This window comes from Butyricicoccus sp. AM78-15b2TA (assembly GCF_027665985.1).
GTDB lineage: Bacteria > Bacillota > Clostridia > Oscillospirales > Butyricicoccaceae > Agathobaculum > Agathobaculum butyriciproducens.
Genome location: NZ_JAQEHY010000007.1, coordinates 69,579 through 85,460 on the forward strand (window position 1 = coordinate 69,579; position 15,882 = coordinate 85,460).

At 57.0% G+C, this 15,882-nt stretch carries 19 protein-coding genes; 17 read left to right on the top strand and 2 right to left on the bottom strand.

The window, feature by feature from the left end; translation table 11 throughout:
• Positions 1-417 precede the first annotated feature (417 nt).
• The 17 genes from dtd (at position 418) to rsmA (ending at position 14,417) form a co-directional block, all read left to right on the top strand.
• A complete protein-coding gene (gene dtd, locus PGS25_RS08580; RefSeq protein ID WP_117751376.1) occupies positions 418-870 on the top strand; it encodes a D-aminoacyl-tRNA deacylase in 453 nt (150 codons plus the stop codon).
• Between the two features lie 111 nt (positions 871-981).
• Positions 982-1,614: an MBL fold metallo-hydrolase gene (locus tag PGS25_RS08585; protein ID WP_110435250.1), complete on the top strand. Its 633-nt coding sequence runs from the start codon at positions 982-984 to the stop codon at positions 1,612-1,614.
• Positions 1,611-3,080 (top strand): coproporphyrinogen dehydrogenase HemZ, encoded by a 1,470-nt coding sequence (hemZ, locus tag PGS25_RS08590; protein ID WP_270418306.1) that lies wholly within the window; start codon positions 1,611-1,613, stop codon positions 3,078-3,080. Before PGS25_RS08585 ends, hemZ begins: the two co-directional genes overlap by 4 nt.
• 46 nt (positions 3,081-3,126) lie before the next feature.
• Positions 3,127-4,050 carry a uridine kinase family protein gene (locus PGS25_RS08595; RefSeq protein ID WP_270418307.1) on the top strand — a complete coding sequence of 308 codons (924 nt, stop codon included), beginning with the start codon at positions 3,127-3,129 and terminating at the stop codon, positions 4,048-4,050.
• Between the two features lie 170 nt (positions 4,051-4,220).
• The gene (locus PGS25_RS08600) at positions 4,221-4,613 is read left to right on the top strand and encodes a hypothetical protein (RefSeq protein WP_118478256.1); all 393 of its coding nucleotides are present in this window, start codon (positions 4,221-4,223) and stop codon (positions 4,611-4,613) included.
• Positions 4,614-4,697: 84 nt separating this feature from the next.
• Positions 4,698-6,323 (top strand): putative polysaccharide biosynthesis protein, encoded by a 1,626-nt coding sequence (locus tag PGS25_RS08605; RefSeq protein WP_270418308.1) that lies wholly within the window; start codon positions 4,698-4,700, stop codon positions 6,321-6,323.
• Between the two features lie 15 nt (positions 6,324-6,338).
• Positions 6,339-7,136: a nucleoside triphosphate pyrophosphohydrolase gene (gene mazG, locus PGS25_RS08610; protein WP_110435245.1), complete on the top strand. Its 798-nt coding sequence runs from the start codon at positions 6,339-6,341 to the stop codon at positions 7,134-7,136.
• Between the two features lie 11 nt (positions 7,137-7,147).
• Complete coding sequence (locus PGS25_RS08615; protein WP_110435244.1) at positions 7,148-7,429, top strand: HU family DNA-binding protein; 282 nt, start codon at positions 7,148-7,150, stop codon at positions 7,427-7,429.
• Positions 7,426-7,671 (top strand): RNA-binding S4 domain-containing protein, encoded by a 246-nt coding sequence (locus tag PGS25_RS08620; protein ID WP_118285471.1) that lies wholly within the window; start codon positions 7,426-7,428, stop codon positions 7,669-7,671. Before PGS25_RS08615 ends, PGS25_RS08620 begins: the two co-directional genes overlap by 4 nt.
• A gap of 74 nt (positions 7,672-7,745) precedes the next feature.
• A complete protein-coding gene (gene yabP, locus PGS25_RS08625; RefSeq protein WP_110435242.1) occupies positions 7,746-8,030 on the top strand; it encodes a sporulation protein YabP in 285 nt (94 codons plus the stop codon).
• Between the two features lie 6 nt (positions 8,031-8,036).
• The gene (gene yabQ, locus PGS25_RS08630; RefSeq protein WP_119195000.1) at positions 8,037-8,495 is read left to right on the top strand and encodes a spore cortex biosynthesis protein YabQ; all 459 of its coding nucleotides are present in this window, start codon (positions 8,037-8,039) and stop codon (positions 8,493-8,495) included.
• Positions 8,496-8,541: 46 nt separating this feature from the next.
• On the top strand, positions 8,542-8,823 hold the full coding sequence (locus PGS25_RS08635) for an FtsB family cell division protein (protein ID WP_110435240.1): 282 nt from the start codon (positions 8,542-8,544) through the stop codon (positions 8,821-8,823).
• Between the two features lie 32 nt (positions 8,824-8,855).
• A complete protein-coding gene (locus tag PGS25_RS08640; RefSeq protein WP_110435239.1) occupies positions 8,856-9,320 on the top strand; it encodes a S1 RNA-binding domain-containing protein in 465 nt (154 codons plus the stop codon).
• A 1,251-nt stretch (positions 9,321-10,571) separates the two neighbouring features.
• Positions 10,572-11,744: an amidohydrolase gene (locus tag PGS25_RS08645; protein ID WP_270418309.1), complete on the top strand. Its 1,173-nt coding sequence runs from the start codon at positions 10,572-10,574 to the stop codon at positions 11,742-11,744.
• Positions 11,741-12,583: a fumarate hydratase gene (locus tag PGS25_RS08650; protein ID WP_270418310.1), complete on the top strand. Its 843-nt coding sequence runs from the start codon at positions 11,741-11,743 to the stop codon at positions 12,581-12,583. Before PGS25_RS08645 ends, PGS25_RS08650 begins: the two co-directional genes overlap by 4 nt.
• 195 nt (positions 12,584-12,778) lie before the next feature.
• Entirely contained in the window at positions 12,779-13,306 is a 528-nt protein-coding gene (hpf, locus tag PGS25_RS08655) for a ribosome hibernation-promoting factor, HPF/YfiA family (RefSeq protein ID WP_118359735.1), read from the top strand.
• Between the two features lie 247 nt (positions 13,307-13,553).
• The gene (rsmA, locus tag PGS25_RS08660) at positions 13,554-14,417 is read left to right on the top strand and encodes a 16S rRNA (adenine(1518)-N(6)/adenine(1519)-N(6))-dimethyltransferase RsmA (protein WP_270418311.1); all 864 of its coding nucleotides are present in this window, start codon (positions 13,554-13,556) and stop codon (positions 14,415-14,417) included.
• Positions 14,418-14,634: 217 nt separating this feature from the next.
• On the opposite strand, the gene PGS25_RS08665 is transcribed toward rsmA, so the two are convergent.
• Both PGS25_RS08665 and PGS25_RS08670 read right to left on the bottom strand, forming a co-directional pair.
• Positions 14,635-15,066, bottom strand: a complete 432-nt coding sequence (locus PGS25_RS08665) for an Lrp/AsnC family transcriptional regulator (RefSeq protein ID WP_116704675.1) — start codon at positions 15,064-15,066, stop codon at positions 14,635-14,637.
• Positions 15,067-15,205: 139 nt separating this feature from the next.
• Positions 15,206-15,859: a hypothetical protein gene (locus PGS25_RS08670; protein ID WP_118646066.1), complete on the bottom strand. Its 654-nt coding sequence runs from the start codon at positions 15,857-15,859 to the stop codon at positions 15,206-15,208.
• Between the last annotated feature and the right edge of the window lie 23 nt (positions 15,860-15,882).

Consider the following 15,882-nt stretch of genomic DNA (forward strand, 5'->3'; position numbering starts at 1 on the left):
CGCTTGTGCCTGCGCGTTTCAGGCTCCCCTAAAAGGGGAGGCATTGGCTGGTGCAGAAGGTTTACAAAGGCTCGATGGGTCATCGAGCCCCACGATGTATCTAACTGGTATCATCAAAGGAGTTGCGCGGCACTGCTATGCCGCGCCCAGCGTAGACCCCAATTGGATGTAGCAGTACGGTATCCGAAATGCGAATAAGCGGATACCATGCGGAAGAAAAATCCTCTGCCGTTCCTTTCCTGCTTGCGAAGTCTACCATCTGCACTCAGGGTATCCCCAAAAGGAAACGGGAGTCCCAAGAGGGTAGAAACCATTGGTGTCTACCCTTTTGGAACCCCAGCCAAGGTTTGGCACCCATTCCAAATCAAAAAAATCAACAGATTAAATTCAAAACTTACTACGAAAAGAGGAAAAACAATGCGGGCACTGGTTCAGCGCGTCTCTCACGCCTCGGTCACGATCGACGGCAGACTTCACGGACAGATCGGACAGGGCTTCCTTGTCCTGCTCGGCATCACAGACGGTGATACCGTGGACGATGCGGTTTATCTGGCCGATAAAACGGTTAAAATGCGTGTATTCACGGACGAAAACGACAAAATGAACCGCTCGCTCGCGGATGTCGGCGGCGGCCTGCTCATCGTGTCGCAGTTCACGCTCTACGGTGACTGCCGCAAGGGCAACCGCCCGAGTTTCACGAACGCTGCCCGTCCGGAGACCGCCATCCCGCTGTATGAAGCATTCATTGCGCGCTGCCGCGAGAGCGGCCTGCCGGTCGAGACCGGCGAGTTCGGCGCGGATATGAAGGTCGATCTATTGAATGACGGCCCGGTAACGCTGTGGATGGACACCAAGGACATGCGGCGATAATGCCGCATTTAGAGTGAAGAGTGCAGAGTTGAGAGTGAAGAGAAACGCACATCTCCACTCTCCACTCTTCACTCTCCAATCTTATAACATGGGAAAGGATAACAAATACCTATGAAATTGATGCAACTCTGTGTGGGCATGGTCCGCACAAATTGTTACATTGTATATGACGAAGCAACCCGCGAAGCCGCGGTGATCGATCCGGGCGACAACGCCAAGTCGATTTTGCACGCGGTAAACGAGGAACAGCTGAATGTCAGGTATGTGCTGCTGACGCACGCACATTTTGACCACATTCTGGCGGCGCACGAGGTACTCGAAGCCACCGGCGCACAGTATGTTGTGCCGGAAAAGGACACCTGGCTGCTGAGCCGCGACAACATGGGTCAGTTCCGCGGACTGGCACGCAATTATGTGCAGGATACGCCGGATATTCTGGCGAACGAGGGCACCGAGGTGACGTTCGGCGGCATGACCGCAACCTATATGGCAACGCCCGGTCACACACCCGGCTCGTCCGTCATCAGGATCGGCGACTGCCTGTTCACCGGCGATACGCTGTTCCGTCACGAGTGCGGCCGCTGCGACCTTGAGGGCGGCGATTTCTCTGCCATGCTGCGCTCTTTGAAGCGTCTGCATGACCTTGACGGCGATTACAAGGTATTCCCCGGTCACGAGGGCATTTCTACGCTGAACGAGGAACGCGCATACAATCCGTATATGCTGCAGGCGATGGGAAAATGATCTATACACTGGAAAATCACGAACTGAAACACGCGGTAGAGGAAATGCTGTTTCATCTGCTGCCGACTGAAACGCTGAGCAGGGCAGATTCGGTCGAGCAGCTTACCGAGCCGTACTGCCGCAGCATTTTGACTGAGGAGAACGGCGAAGCCGCCGCGCGTGCGATCGTCTGCATGGACGGTGTAACGCACGAGGCGGAAAAGCACGCGTCCGTCGCCGGACTGGCAACGCTGGACTACAAGCGCACCATCACCGAACTGGTGAAAACGACCGTGTACGACGCAGTCGTGCCGTTTCTGCCGCAGGCTCCGGTCTGGGGCAGCCTGACCGGCGTGCGTCCGGCCAAGCTGGCGCGCGGCATGATCGAGCGCGGCATGACGCGCGGCGAGGCGGCGGTCGAGCTGCGCGAGCACTTTCATGTTTCGCCGGAGCGCACGGCGCTGACCATCCGCGCGGCCGCAACCGCGATGGAGATGGACAAGACCATCGGTGAAAACGATATTTCGCTGTACGTCGGCATTCCGTTTTGTCCGTCGAGGTGCTATTACTGCTCGTTCGTATCGGCAACCACGGCGCAGTCCGGTAAACTCATCGAGCCGTATCTGGACACGCTCTGCCGCGAGATCGAGGAGACAGCCGCGCTTGTCCGCGCAGCGGGCAAGCAGGTGCAGAGCGTCTACATCGGCGGCGGCACACCGACCACGCTGGACGAACATCAGCTGGCACGGCTGCTGTCGGCGCTCGAAAATCACTTTGATTTTTCACATTTGCGCGAATATACTGTAGAAGCGGGCCGTCCGGATACCATCACGCCGGAAAAGCTGCGCGTGCTCAAAAGCGCGGGCGTTGGCCGCGTGAGCATCAACCCGCAGAGCATGAATGACGCCGTTCTGGCCGCAATCGGCAGAAAACACGGCTCGGCAGACGTGCTCCGCGCGTTTGACGAGGCGCGGCAGGCGGGCTTTGACGAGATCAACATGGACCTCATTGCGGGTCTGACCGGAGACACTGCCGAGACTTTTGCACAGACTGTGGATACTTTGCTGAATCTTTCGCCGGAGAATATCACGGTGCACACGCTCGCCATCAAGCGCGGCGCTGATCTGACCGATAAGGCGGCTGCCGCCGCACAGCGCGAGACCGTTTCTCAAATGCTGGACGGTGCCGCACATGCGCTGCAGAACGCAGGCTACGGCCCGTATTATCTCTACCGGCAGAAATTTATGGCAGGCGGCTTTGAGAACGTCGGCTGGTGCAAGCCGGGCACCGAATGCTTCTACAACGTGAGCATGATGGAGGAGCTGCAGACCATTCTGTCGCTCGGTGCCGGCGGCGTTTCCAAGCGTGTCGTGCGCGAGACCGGCTGGATCGAGCGCGCGAACAATCCGAAATATCCGCTTGAGTACATTCAGGCGGCGGACAGACTGGCCAACGGCAAGAAAAAGCTGCTGTTCCCCAAGAAATAATCAGGATAGGGAAATGAGTGAGTAATTCCATAAGAAGGGACTGTCTATGGCAGAATACACACTGAAATACATCAATCACCGTGCCGAATGCGACGCGGAAGCCTTCGTGAACGACTGCGAGGAGCACTATCATCGTCAGCTGCATCTGGTGGCTGACCAGATCGCCGTGAACTGCAAGCGCAAGCCGGTCGTGCTGCTCAACGGCCCGTCCTCATCGGGCAAGACCACCACGAACGACCGTCTGGGCCGTATTCTCGAGCTGGCGGGCATTCACGCGCACATGATCTCGATGGACGACTATTACCGTACCTCGGGCACCTACGACATTCCGTTTGACGAGGAAAACGGCGTCAATGACCTCGAAAGTCCGGAGTGCATGGATCTGGATCTGCTCCGCGACCACCTGACGCGTCTGGTGGCAGGCGAGGAAATCATGGTGCCGCGCTTCGACTTTGAAACGCGTACCTCGCATCGCAACGACCGTCCGGTGCAGCTGCATAAGGACGAAATTGTGATGATCGAGGGCATTCACGCGTTCAATCCGGTCATCATGGGCGATCTGGAGAAGCATGCGACAAGCGTCTATCTCTCAGTGGCGAGTGTGCTGTTTACGGACCGCAACGTCCGCGTTGAGCCGCACATGCTGCGCTTTCTGCGTCGCGCCATGCGTGACAGCCTGTTCCGCAGCTCGCCGGTGGAGTACACCTTAAAGCAGTGGAACTCGGTGCGGAGAGGCGAGAGACTGTATATTTCGCCGTACCGCGGGCAGGCTGATCTTACGGTGGACACCTATCTGCCGTACGAGACCAACATCCTTATGCAGTACCTGAGCGAAAAGCTGCAGGGCGAGGAGAAAATGCTCGAGCAGGCCGACCTTGCACCGCTCAGCGCGATTCTGGATAAGGTTTGGCCGATCGACTACAAGCCGTATATGCCGGAGGATTCGGTTCTGCATGAGTTTATCGGCTGAAAAATGTCCGGATTCTTGCTTTTTGGCAGGGTATGAAGTATAATGGCAATACCACATAATTGAAACTGCGGCGTTTTGCGGAAATTTTCCCGCAAATCGCCCTTGTTCCATTACGCAATATTACCATGAGACCGGAAACGGAGACATTCCGTCGGAAGGAGCGACAAGCTATGGATATGAAAATGCAGGCGTTTCTCGATAAGGTAAAGGACATGGCGGATAAGACCGGCAAGGTCTCCCGTCATGCGGCAGGCGTAGCCGGTAAAAAGGCGAACGACCTTGCACTGGCGACCCGCATCAACCTGCAGATTTTCGATCTGAATACCGAGTGCGAAGCACTGTACAAGGAAATCGGCAAGCTGGTGTACGATCTGCACCGCGGTGCAGAGGTCACCAACGAGGAAATGGACGAAAAGATGGCGCAGGTCGATGCCAAGCAGGAAAAGCTGGCCGCGCTGCGCGACAAGCTGGCGGAAATGCGCTCGGTAACGGCGTGCCCGCACTGCGGCAAACCGTGCGGCAGGGATGACGCATATTGCTCGTCCTGCGGTGCAGAGCTGTAACATAATACGGTTTGATGCATCATATTGTAATATCGGGCAAGGGCAGCTATGCCCATTCTGATCAAAGGAAGGGGCGTATGGCGTTTGCAGCGTAAAAAACAGAATTTCATTCAGGGTGCGTTCATTTTGATGCTGGCCAGTCTGCTGGTCAAGGTGATTGGCGCATTCTTCCAGATACCGCTGCTCAACATGATCGGCGGCAAGGATTCGCCGGCGTTCGGCATGTTCAGCGCGGCGTACCGCGTGTACACGGCGATGCTGATGATCTCGACCGTCGGTGTTCCGGCGGCGCTGGCGAAAATGGTCGCAGAGGCCACAGCCCGCGGCAGAGAACATGAGGTGCGGCGTACCGTCCGTGTGGCGGGAAGCATTTTCATTCCGCTCGGCGCGGTCTGCTCGGTCGTGCTGTTCCTCGGCGCGGGCACGTTTGCATCCTGGATCAAGAGCGCGGATTCCCGGCTGGCGGTTATGGCCATCGCACCGAGCGTGCTGATGGTTGCTGTTCTGGCGGTGTTCCGCGGCTATTATCAGGGCCGCTCGAACATGGTGCCGACGGCGGTTTCGCAGGTGATCGAGTCACTCGGCAAGCTGTTTATCGGTCTTGGACTGGCGTATTACGCGGTTCAGCATAACTTTTCCGATCAGGCAGTCGCGGCAATGACCGTCCTCGGCGTTACCATCGGCGAGGTGGCTGCCGCTGTTTACATGCTCATTCAAGGTGCGATCATGCATCGCAGCAGCTCGGCGGTGCACGCGCTGGACGACAGCGCGCGTCCGGCGGGCCAACTGGCAAAAACGCTGCTCAGTCTGTCCATTCCGATCACGATCAGCTCAGCGGTTATGAGTCTGACCGACCTGATCGACGTGGCGCTGATTTCCACGCGTCTGCAAAGTCCGGCGGTCGGCATGACGGCAAGAGAAGCAATGTCTACCTACGGCATTTACACCGGTCAGGCCATCAACTTCTTCAACCTGCCGCAGACGCTCATCACCGCACTGGCGGTCAGCGTGCTGCCGACCATCGCAAGCGCACGCGCAGCGGGCAACCATGCCAAGGTTTCCAAAACACTGGGTACCACGCTGCGCATGACGGTTATCATCACCCTGCCGGCCGGCGCGGGCTTCATCATGCTCGCCGGACCGATCCTGCGCATGCTGTACTCGCAGGGAACGGAGCTTGGCGGTGTGCTCATGGGTCTGCTCGGCTTTGCCGTACCGGCGGCGGCACTTGTGGCTGTCACCAACTCGACGCTGCAGGCGTTCGGCCGCATTGACCTGCCGCTTGTCTCGATGTTTGCGGGCGCGGTTGTCAAAATGCTCGGTGACTATTTTCTCATTGGCAATCCGGCGCTGAATATCATGGGTGCGCCCATCAGTACAGCGCTCTGCTACTGGCTGATCGCGGTCATCAACCTGTTCCACATCAGGCGTCTGACGGGTTCGCTGCCGCCGATCGGAAAAACGGTCTGCCGTCCGCTGGCGGCCACCATCGGCATGGGTGCGGCGATTTTCATTGTGCAGCGCGTGCTGAACGGTGCGTTGAGCGCAGCTCCCGGCACCATGCCTGACAAGCTGATCACGCTCGCGTGCATCGGTGTGGCGGTTGCCGTGTATGCCGTTCTGCTGCTCGCGCTCGGTGCAGTCGAGCGGGATGATGTTCTGCTGCTGCCCAAGGGCGAGAAAATCGCAGATATTTTACATCTAAAGTAATCAGGAAGTGTAAAAATGGTTGATTTTGAAATAAAGGATTGTTACAAGTTCGATGATCTGCTCCGCATTATGGAAATCCTGCGCGCGCCGGACGGCTGCATGTGGGACCGTGAGCAGGATCATCATTCTATCCGCCGCAACTTCATCGAGGAGACCTACGAGGTCTGTGAAGCCATCGATGACGAGGACACCGAGCACATGAAGGAAGAACTTGGCGATGTTCTGCTGCAGGTGGTATTCCACACCCAGATGGAGAAGGAAAAGGGCACATTCGACATCGACGATGTGGCGGACGGCATCTGCAAAAAGCTGATCTTCCGTCATCCGCATATCTTCGGCAATGTCGAGGTCGCCTCGTCCGAGGAGGTCCTCAGGAACTGGGATGACCTCAAGCGCAAGGAGAAGCATCAGGAGACCGATACGCAGGCGCTCGAAAGCGTAGCAAAGAGCCTGCCGAGCCTGATCCGTGCAGAAAAGCTGCAGAAGAAGGCGGCAAAGGTCGGCTTTGACTGGGATAACGTGAAGGATGCACTTGACAAGGTGCAGGAGGAGCTTGACGAGGTCCGCCGTGCCATCGACGGCGACGGCGATCCGGAGGAGGAGATTGGCGACCTGCTGTTCGCGTCCGTCAACGTGGCACGTCACCTGAAGATCGATCCGGAGGCTGCCGCCGAAAAGACCTGCAACAAGTTTGTCAGCCGTTTTGCTGAGATGGAGCGTCAGGCGACTGCCGCAGGCAAAAAGCTGGCTGACCTGTCCCTTTCCGAGCTGGACGCACTGTGGGACAGCGCAAAGCACGAGGAACACGCATAAGGAGCAAAACCATGAAGAAAAGCGAACTGGTGACGCTGGTCGCAGAAAAGACCGGCTTTTCCAAGAAGGACACCGAAAAGACGATCGACACCGTGTTTACCGCCATTGCGGATATCATGGCAGCCGGTGACAAGCTGCAGATCAGCGGCTTCGGCACGTTTGAGACCAAGGAGCGCGCAGCACGCACGGGACACAATCCGCGTACCGGCGAGGAGATCAATATTGCAGCGGCGACCATGCCGGTGTTCAAGCCGGGCAAAGTTTTGAAGGATAAGGTAGACGGAAACAAGTGAGATTAGACAAGTATTTGAAGGTATCCCGCCTGATCAAGCGCCGCACGGTGGCGAATGATGCATGCGATGCAGCGCGCATCACGGTCAACGGCAAGCCGGCCAAGGCTTCGTATCAGGTGAAGATCGGCGACGTGATCGAGATCGCATTCGGTCAGCGCACGATGAAGGTGGAAGTGCTGAATATCGCGGAGCATACGCTCAAAGCAGATGCGTCCGCGCTGTATAAGGAGCTGCCGCTCTGAACAGGTGATAAAGTATCCCGCTCTCGCATATATTGCAGAGCGGGATACTTTTTTGCAGTCAGGAGGGGAGTTATATGGCACAGGAGGAACGAAGCCGTGAAATGCCGCACAGTGTCATTCTGGAGGGGAGAGAGAAGCTGACGATTTCCGGTGTGACCGACGTGCACAGCTTTGATGAGGAACAGGTGCTGCTCGAAACCGTGCGGGGCATGCTGGTCGTGCGCGGTCAGGGACTGCATGTAGAGCGGCTGCAGCTCGAGGCCGGAGAGCTGATCATTCAGGGTGAGATCGGTCTGCTCGAGTACGACGACAGCGTGCAGCCGCGCGACAGCCTGTTCCGGCGGATATTCGGCGGGTGAGCGGCCATGCCGGTGTTTACGAACAGCCAGCAGGTCACGCTCGTGCTGCAAAGCCTGCTGCTCGGTGTCGGGATCGGGGCGGTGTATGACATGCTGCGGGCACTGCGTCTGCATTTCCGGTGCGGATGGGCAGGGGCGGCGCTGCTCGATACGCTGTTCTGGGCGATCGTGCTGGCGGCCTTATTCGAGTTCGGGCTGATCGCGGCCGCCGGTCAGCCGCGCGGCTTTGTACTCTTAACGGCGGCAGGCGGCATGGGATTGTACTTTGCGGCGCTGAGCGAAACCGTGCTGGAAGTGCTTATGAGGCTTCTGCAGGTGCTTGCAAAGCTGAGACGCGCCGTATACGGCCTGCGGATGCACTGTCAAACGGTGGTAAAACAGCGGTGCAGTCCGGTAAAAATTCGGTTTTTGACGAAAAAATTTGAAAAAGACTCTTTTCTTTTTCGCAAAAAAGGTATAAAATAAAACCTGTATCAGTCTGACGCGCAAGCAAACGATATGAGGTGAGCAGATGACAAGGCGCACGCGGATGATCCTTATCAGGGCAGCGGTAGTGGTGTTTCTGCTTTACGCGGTCGTCAATGTGGTAAACCTGCGCACGCAGATCAAGAGCAAGCGGGATGAACTCGCGTCTCTGACGTTGCGGGTGGAGGAATATCAGAAGGCGAACGAGACGCTCCGGCAGGAAATGCAAAGCGGCATTTCCGAGGAGGATATCGGAGAGATGGCGCGGACAGAACTGGGCTATGCGGAACCAGGCGAGCGTATTTTTGTAGATACGTCCAGCCGGTAAAGGGAAATAATAACGGAGGCAAAACAGCTTATATGGATTTGGCAGTGGGAGCAATCGTAGAGGGCAAGGTAACCGGCATCACCAAGTTTGGTGCATTCGTTGCGCTGCCCGAAGGCAAGTCGGGTATGGTGCACATTTCGGAGGTCGCTTCGACTTTCGTAAACGACATCAAGGATTTCCTGCAGGAGGGCCAGCAGGTCAAGGTAAAGATCATCAATATTGATCAGGCAGGCCGTATCAATCTTTCGATCAAGAAGGCGCAGCCGCAGGAGCCGCGTCAGCCGAGACAGGAGCGCCGTGAGGGCGGCTTTGCGCCGCGTCAGCCGCGTTTCCAGCGTTCGTCCGCACCGCGCGGACGTGTGCAGCAGGCACCGAAGGACCCGTCCACGATGAGCTTTGAGGATAAGCTGAAGGCGTTTATGTCGGACAGCGAAAGCCGTCAGGCCGATGTGCGCCACGCAACCGATCGCAAGAACGGTTCGCGCCGCCGCAGATAAAGAAGAAAACCGAGGGAAACCTCGGTTTTGCTTTTATATGCCGGTGCATGAAGCGTCGGCAGGGCTTTTCGGCACCGGCTGTCCGGGGTACACGAACTGCGTTAGCGTGTTCGCTCTGACGGGGCGGCTCCTTTTCTGCACCGACCCGGCGGGGTGCGCGAACTGCCGCAGGCGGGTTCGCCCTTTCCGGGCGGGAAGGTTTTCGCTGAACCTCAGCGGGGGCGACGCCGTACCCACGGCGGTGGGCAAAAAGGAAGGACAACCTGCGGTTTGCCCGTAGGCTGCTAAACATTGTTCCCGCGCTGTGCGCGGATTAAATGAGTGACCTTCCTCTTTGAACTCCTACCTTTCCCTTGCTTCCTAATCCGGCGCAGATTTCCTATATGTGACCGCTTCGAAAATAGGGAACGGCAGTCGGGTTGCTGCAGCGTGACTTTCTCCGCCTTTTCGCAGTTCACAGACAGCGTACTGCTACACAGGTGGGTTCATCTAAGCAGGCGCGACATAACAGTGTCGCGCAACTCTTTAATGCATTATACCGCATGGCACCTGCGAATTAGGCGTTTGGTACAATTTATCTCCGTGGCTCTGTCTATCATAATGCGCTCGCGACTTGCGCGGCACTGCTATGCCGCGCCCTGCGGAGATGAAACCATATGTGTAGCAGTACGGTAGCCGACCCTGCGAATATGTCTCGACAGGGGGAGCACACTGTGCTCACATGCGGTAGGAAAATCCTCTGCCGTTCCCCTTTTCGCAGCGGTCACATGTCGGTAATCTGCGTCAGACCCTCCAAGGGAAAGGGGTGATTCACAAGAGGGTGGAAACCGCAGGTGTCTACCCTCTTGTGCGCCCGCGCGGCGTCAGCGCAAATCCCCCGCCGCGGGGCGCGGCACGTTCCCGCCGCCGTAGGCGGCGCACTCCAGCTGAGGTTCAGCGAAAAACCTACCGTCCGTTAGGGGCGAACCGCCTGCGCGGTTCGTGTGCACCAGACAATCGGTGCAGGAAAAAGTGCTGCCCGGACAGGGCGTATTGCTGCGCAACTCGTGTGCCCAGCATAGTTTGTGCTGAAAAAGAAGCGCAGCTCCTGCTTTTGCGCAAAAAAAACGCGCTCTTCCTTGCGAAAGAGCGCCAAAAGTAGGATTGTGGGGATAAAGATATGAACGGTGCATGGCGGCTTTCCCAACCGCCATGATAAATATACCATAAATTGCCATATATGTCAATAACTTTTTTTGAAAGAGGTTCTGAATGAATCAAACACTGATCAAAAATATCAACATTTGGACGATGGATGAGCGTGATTCTCGCTTTTTTGGCTGGATTCTGCTCGAAAACGGCAGAATTGCCTCGATGGGCGAGGGGAAAACGCCGGACTGCGAAAGTGTCATTGACGGCGAGGGCGGCGTGCTGACACCCGGCCTCATCGACATTCACTCGCACATCGGTCTGTACGAGGACGGTCTCGGCTTTGAGGGCGCGGACGGCAACGAGGACACCGATCCGGCGACGCCGCACCTGCGTGCACTGGACGGCGTCAACCCGTTCGACCGCAGCTTCCGCGAGGCACTTGAGGCCGGTGTGACGGCTGCCGCAGTCAGTCCGGGCAGCGCAAACCCCATCGGCGGACAGATTGCGCTGCTCAAGACGGCAGGCCGCCGTGTGGACGATATGATTCTCAAGGCGCCGCTGGCGATCAAGTTCGCGCTGGGCGAGAACCCGAAGTCGGTCTACCACGATAAGGACGAAACGCCCGTCACGCGCATGGCAACCGCAGGCATCATCCGCGAGGAGCTGTACAAGGCGAAGGAGTATTTCTTGCGCAAGGCGCGTGCGGAGGACGATCCGGAGCAGGACGAGCCGGATTTCGACATCAAGATGGAAGCGCTGCAGCCGCTTCTCTGGGGCAAGGCCGAGGCGCACTTCCACGCGCACCGTGCGGACGATATCTTTACCGCACTGCGCATTGCGAAGGAGTTCGGTCTGCGGGCGGTTATCATTCACGGCACGGAGGCGCACCTTGTGGCCGACCTGCTGGCCGAGGAGCACGTTCCGGTGGTCAGCGGCCCGTACATGACCGACCGTTCCAAGCCGGAGATCCGCAACCTGTCGGATGCCGCGCCCGGACTGCTGTGCAAGGCCGGAATCGAAACTGCTATTACGGTCGATCATCCGGAAATTCCGCTGCGGCTGCTGCCGATGGCGCTTATGCTGGCGGTGCGCGCTGGTATGGATAAAACGGATGCGCTGCGCGCTGTCACTTCGGTACCCGCGAAAATTGCGGGCATGCAGGACAGAATCGGCAGCCTGAAAACCGGTCTGGATGCAGACTGTGTGCTGTGGAGCGGGGACCCGTTGGATATTGCAACCCAGGTGCAGGCTGTTTTTGTAAACGGCGCACCGGAATATAGGAGGACAAAATGAGGACGATTGAGGTTTCGGAAGTAACCAAGCTGGTGCGTCAGCTGTGCATTGATGCCAACTACTATCTGCCCGCAGATCTGCGGCAGGCGTTCGTGGATGGTCAGAACGCGGAGGAGTCTCCGCTCGGCAAGACCATCTTCGGTGAAATGATCGCCAACTGCGACCTTGCACGCGAGAATAATGTGCCGATCTGTCAGGATACGGGCATGGCGATCGTGTTCGCGGAGATCGGTCAGGACGTGCATCTGACCGGCGGCTCGTTCGAGGATGCAGTCACCGAGGGTGTTCGCCGCGGCTATATCGACGGCTATCTGCGCCTGTCGGTGGTCGGTGATCCGCTGCGCCGCGAAAACACGGGCGACAACACGCCGTGTATCCTGTACACCTCGGTCGTTCCGGGTGACAAGGTGAAGATCACGGTGGCACCGAAGGGCTTCGGCTCGGAGAATATGACCCAGATGAAGATGTTCACGCCTGCCGCTACCAAGGCGCAGATCGTGGATTTCATCGCGGATGCGTGCATCCATGCCGGCTCCAACCCGTGCCCGCCGATCATTATCGGTGTTGGTCTGGGCGGCACGAGCGATAAGGCGGCATATCTCGCCAAGCGTGCGCTGCTGCGTCCGGTCGATCAGCACAACGCCGATCCGCTGTACGCCGAGATGGAGCAGCAGATTCTCGATAAGGTCAACGCATCCGGTGTCGGCCCGCAGGGACTCGGCGGCACGGTTACCGCTCTTGCCTGCGCCATTGAGCCGTTCGGCACACATATCGCCGGTCTGCCGTGCGTGGTTAATATTTCCTGCCATGTTACTCGTCACGCAGAGGGCGAGCTGTAAGCAACCTTGACAAGAGATTGTAAAACATCTTGGGAAATATGCTGAACAAATTGTGAACTTCTGAAAAATTGTTGGACAAGTTGCATAGGTTGTGCTATACTGAAGATAGCAAAAACCCAATACCGTTTCCGTCACACCACGGCGGCCGCGGATAAAGCCATCAAAGGCGGTTTACGCCTGTTAGGAGATGATTTTATGAAGTTCACTATCGTCGAAAGAAAAATCAAGATCGAGGACGAGCTGCGTCAGTACGCACTGCGTAAGGTAGAAAAGCTGGATCGCTACTTCCAGCAGGATTCGGATACCACGCTTACATTCAGCGAGCTGCGCGGCAAGCAGACGGTCGAGATCACGGTGCGTCAGGTTGGTCTGGTTGTCCGCGCCGAGGAAACGACGACTGATATGTATGCTTCCGTAGACGGTGCCATCAGCAGTATCGAGCGCCAGATCCGCAAGCATAAGACCCGTCTGGAGAAGCGCCTGCGTGAGGGTGCATTCGACAAGATGGCAGAGCAGAAGGCTGCACTGACCGAGGAGGATTTCGATGTAGTACGCCGCAAGCGCTTCGACGTAAAGCCGATGAGCGTGGACGAGGCTATCCTGCAGATGAACCTGCTTGACCACCAGTTCTACTTCTTCCGCAACGCCGACAACGACAATATCCACGCCGTTGTTTACAAGCGTGCGGCAGGCGGTTACGGTCTGATCGAGGGCGAGGAGTAATTCGTTGAAAAGCACGCTTTTCAACGAGTAGAATATGCCGAACAATGTTCGGACATATCCAAAGAGAAAATCAGCGCGTCGCTATGCAGCACACTGATTTCCTCACTTGTATAAAAACCGTGATACATGCTCCCGGTTTTTATGGATTTTATAAATAAAATCCGATTAAAAATGCACTGCGTGCAAAATACATAAAAGAGCCGGCGGCATATGCCGCCGGCTCTTTTGAGCCACAGGGAGAAAATAAATGAATTTATGTGATATTGAGACAATTCGAGCGGTTCTGGGCCGTCATGGCTTCCATTTTTCCAAATCGCTCGGACAGAACTTTCTGACGGACGAAAGCGTGCCGCGCCGCATCGCGGAGATGAGCGGTGCTGCCGAGTGCGGAAACGCGGTTGAGGTCGGCCCGGGCATGGGCTGCCTGTCGGCGGAGCTGTGCCGGCGTGCGGATAAGGTCGTAGCGGTCGAGCTGGATCGTGCCCTCATGCCGGTTCTGGCAGAGACGCTCGCGGATTACGATAACTTCGAGGTCGTGCACGGCGATGTGCTCGAAACCGACCTTGCCGCGCTCTGCAAGGCGAAATTCGGTGACGGAAAGGCGATCGCGTGCGCCAATCTGCCGTATTACATCACCACACCGGCGATTACGGCGCTGCTCGAGAGCGGCGCGTTCGAGCAGGTGACGGTCATGGTGCAGAAGGAGGTCGCGCAGCGCATCTGTGCAGAGCCGGGCACGGCAGCGTACTCGGCGTTCTCGATTTATGTGCAGTACCACGCCAAGGCGGAAATTTTATTTGATGTTCCGGCGGACTGCTTTGTGCCCAAGCCCAAGGTGGATTCGGCGGTGCTCAAGCTCGTGCCGCTCGACAAGCCGGCGGTTGAGACTAAGGACGAGAAGCTGTTTTTCGCCCTTGTGCGCGCAGCGTTCAATATGCGCCGTAAGACGCTCGTGAACGCGCTCGGTCCGGTGCTCGGCTCGTCGATGAACAAGGAGGAGATCACCGCACTCGTAGAAGCAGCCGGTCTGGATGCCCGCGTTCGCGGTGAGCGACTGAGCCTCGCAGAGTATGCGAAACTGGCAGATCTCGCGGCGGAAAAGCTGCAGTAAATTTTGATTTGTGGGTTTAATCAACCTGTACAGGCTATCGTAGGGGCGGACCAGTGTGTCCGCCCTTTTCCGTGGTTGGCGATCGGTTAGATTAGGGCGCACACATTAGTGCGCCCCTACGGAACGTGTGCCGTTTATTGGCGATACCTAATGTAATACTCAAACCTACCCCCACCCTGTGGATAAAAGAAATAAGCCTGCACACGCAGGCTTTTTCTTATACCACAATGGCTCTCGGCGGCACCGGCGAGGAAAACACGATCTGTGTTTCGGTCTTGCCGAATTTTTGCAGACGTCCGATAAAGCCGTCCAGCTCCTGCGTCGAGGCGAACGACACCTTGATCAGCATGGAGTAGTTGCCGGTCACGCAGTTGCACTCGAGCACATTCGAGCACGCAGCAATGAACGGATAAAATTCCTCTTTCTGGGTGGGCTGCATATCCAGATGAATGTACGCGAGAATGTGATGGCCAAGCTGCAGCGGGTCCAGATCGAGCGTATACGCACGAATAACGCCCTGTTTTTCCAGCCGCTCAATACGCGCGGAAACCGCAGGGGAGGAAAGGCGAACCTCACCTGCAAGGGCCTTGATGGGGGTGCGGGCATTCTTCTGCAGCAGCCGCAAGAGCTTCAGATCAATTTCGTCCATGGGGCAAATAGCCCTCCTTATCCTAAAAATAAAAACAGGAGTCCGACCCGCCTTCGCGGGACGAACTCCTTTGTTCACTGTTTATTATAAAGCACGACCGGGTTGTTGTCAAATAAAATAAGGCTTCGGACAAAAGTTTTTATACATCCGAGTCGGTGATGACCTTGAATTCCATCCAGTCCGGCGTTGCGGAAACGTAAATGGTATCCTCGTCAATGAACACAAAATCCCGGTTATCGCTGAAATTGGACTGGTTGTTTTCGGTCGGAACATCGTTTCGGTTTGCCGTTTTCGAGGTGATCGAACCGTCAGGCGTTCCGCAGAACGGCTCGGAAGGCAGGTTTCCGGTCTCCTGATACAGCTTGCCATCCACCATGACCATCCGCGGTACGGTGGCATCCTGCTCGAACACGATCCACTGGTTATCAATCAGCACCTCGATATGGTCGTCTATGCGCTGATAGCCGTAGCCCGTGCCGAAGTTGGACTGGCCGTTCTCGGTGGGCGCGTCCGTGCCGTTCGCCGTCTGCGAGGTGATCTCGCCGTCCATGTTGCCGCAGCGGCCATCGACCGTGCTGACCTCACCGGTAGACTGATACAGCGTGTTATCCACCATCACCATCATGGGTGCATCTGCGACCGGTTTCTGCTCGGTGGTATCCGGCAGGGCAGCTGCGTCATCCGTGCTCTGGCTGCCGATTTCGGCTTCCGTGGTTTTCGGCTCGGCATTGCCGCAGCCGGTCAGCAGCAGCGCCAGAAGTGCAAGAAGCATTGCTAAAGTACGTTTTGTCATAAAAAACACCGCCTTTCGTAACT

What these genes read in the sequence shown, in the direction of transcription:
- dtd (WP_117751376.1), top strand. Translation starts at nt 418, where the DNA reads ATGCGGGCACTGGTTCAGCGCGTCTCTCACGCCTCGGTCACGATCGAC.
- PGS25_RS08585 (WP_110435250.1), top strand. Translation starts at nt 982, where the DNA reads ATGAAATTGATGCAACTCTGTGTGGGCATGGTCCGCACAAATTGTTAC.
- hemZ (WP_270418306.1), top strand. Translation starts at nt 1,611, where the DNA reads ATGATCTATACACTGGAAAATCACGAACTGAAACACGCGGTAGAGGAA.
- PGS25_RS08595 (WP_270418307.1), top strand. Translation starts at nt 3,127, where the DNA reads ATGGCAGAATACACACTGAAATACATCAATCACCGTGCCGAATGCGAC.
- PGS25_RS08600 (WP_118478256.1), top strand. Translation starts at nt 4,221, where the DNA reads ATGGATATGAAAATGCAGGCGTTTCTCGATAAGGTAAAGGACATGGCG.
- mazG (WP_110435245.1), top strand. Translation starts at nt 6,339, where the DNA reads ATGGTTGATTTTGAAATAAAGGATTGTTACAAGTTCGATGATCTGCTC.
- PGS25_RS08615 (WP_110435244.1), top strand. Translation starts at nt 7,148, where the DNA reads ATGAAGAAAAGCGAACTGGTGACGCTGGTCGCAGAAAAGACCGGCTTT.
- yabP (WP_110435242.1), top strand. Translation starts at nt 7,746, where the DNA reads ATGGCACAGGAGGAACGAAGCCGTGAAATGCCGCACAGTGTCATTCTG.
- yabQ (WP_119195000.1), top strand. Translation starts at nt 8,037, where the DNA reads ATGCCGGTGTTTACGAACAGCCAGCAGGTCACGCTCGTGCTGCAAAGC.
- PGS25_RS08635 (WP_110435240.1), top strand. Translation starts at nt 8,542, where the DNA reads ATGACAAGGCGCACGCGGATGATCCTTATCAGGGCAGCGGTAGTGGTG.
- PGS25_RS08640 (WP_110435239.1), top strand. Translation starts at nt 8,856, where the DNA reads ATGGATTTGGCAGTGGGAGCAATCGTAGAGGGCAAGGTAACCGGCATC.
- PGS25_RS08645 (WP_270418309.1), top strand. Translation starts at nt 10,572, where the DNA reads ATGAATCAAACACTGATCAAAAATATCAACATTTGGACGATGGATGAG.
- PGS25_RS08650 (WP_270418310.1), top strand. Translation starts at nt 11,741, where the DNA reads ATGAGGACGATTGAGGTTTCGGAAGTAACCAAGCTGGTGCGTCAGCTG.
- hpf (WP_118359735.1), top strand. Translation starts at nt 12,779, where the DNA reads ATGAAGTTCACTATCGTCGAAAGAAAAATCAAGATCGAGGACGAGCTG.
- rsmA (WP_270418311.1), top strand. Translation starts at nt 13,554, where the DNA reads ATGAATTTATGTGATATTGAGACAATTCGAGCGGTTCTGGGCCGTCAT.
- PGS25_RS08665 (WP_116704675.1), bottom strand. Translation starts at nt 15,066, where the DNA reads ATGGACGAAATTGATCTGAAGCTCTTGCGGCTGCTGCAGAAGAATGCC.
- PGS25_RS08670 (WP_118646066.1), bottom strand. Translation starts at nt 15,859, where the DNA reads ATGACAAAACGTACTTTAGCAATGCTTCTTGCACTTCTGGCGCTGCTG.